This is a genomic window from Neisseria sp. P0008.S004 (assembly GCF_051962755.1).
GTDB lineage: Bacteria > Pseudomonadota > Gammaproteobacteria > Burkholderiales > Neisseriaceae > Neisseria > Neisseria subflava_A.
This window is the reverse complement of sequence record NZ_JBQCUZ010000067.1, coordinates 1-228: the sequence shown is the minus strand read 5'-3', so window position 1 is coordinate 228 and position 228 is coordinate 1. Positions and strand designations below refer to the sequence as shown.

The window sequence follows — 228 nt, the reverse complement described above, 5'->3', positions numbered from 1 at the left end:
TTTGACGAACTGAGCATCCCCGATTACAGCACCTTATGCCGCTACCGCAACTGGCTGGCGCAAGACGACACCCTGTCTGAACTGCTAAAACTGATTAACCGACAACTGACCGAAAAAAACCTAAAAGTAGAGAAAGCATCTGCCACCGTCATTGACGCCACCATTATTCAGACCGCCGGCAGCAAACAGCGTCAGGCCATAGAAGTCGATGAAGAAGGACAAGTCAGC

The 228-nt window shown here is 50.4% G+C and carries 1 pseudogene; it reads left to right on the top strand.

Annotation, left to right across the window (positions count from 1 at the left end):
- Window positions 1-228 (top strand): annotated as a pseudogene (locus ACTHSW_RS10965) (IS5/IS1182 family transposase); the annotation flags it as partial.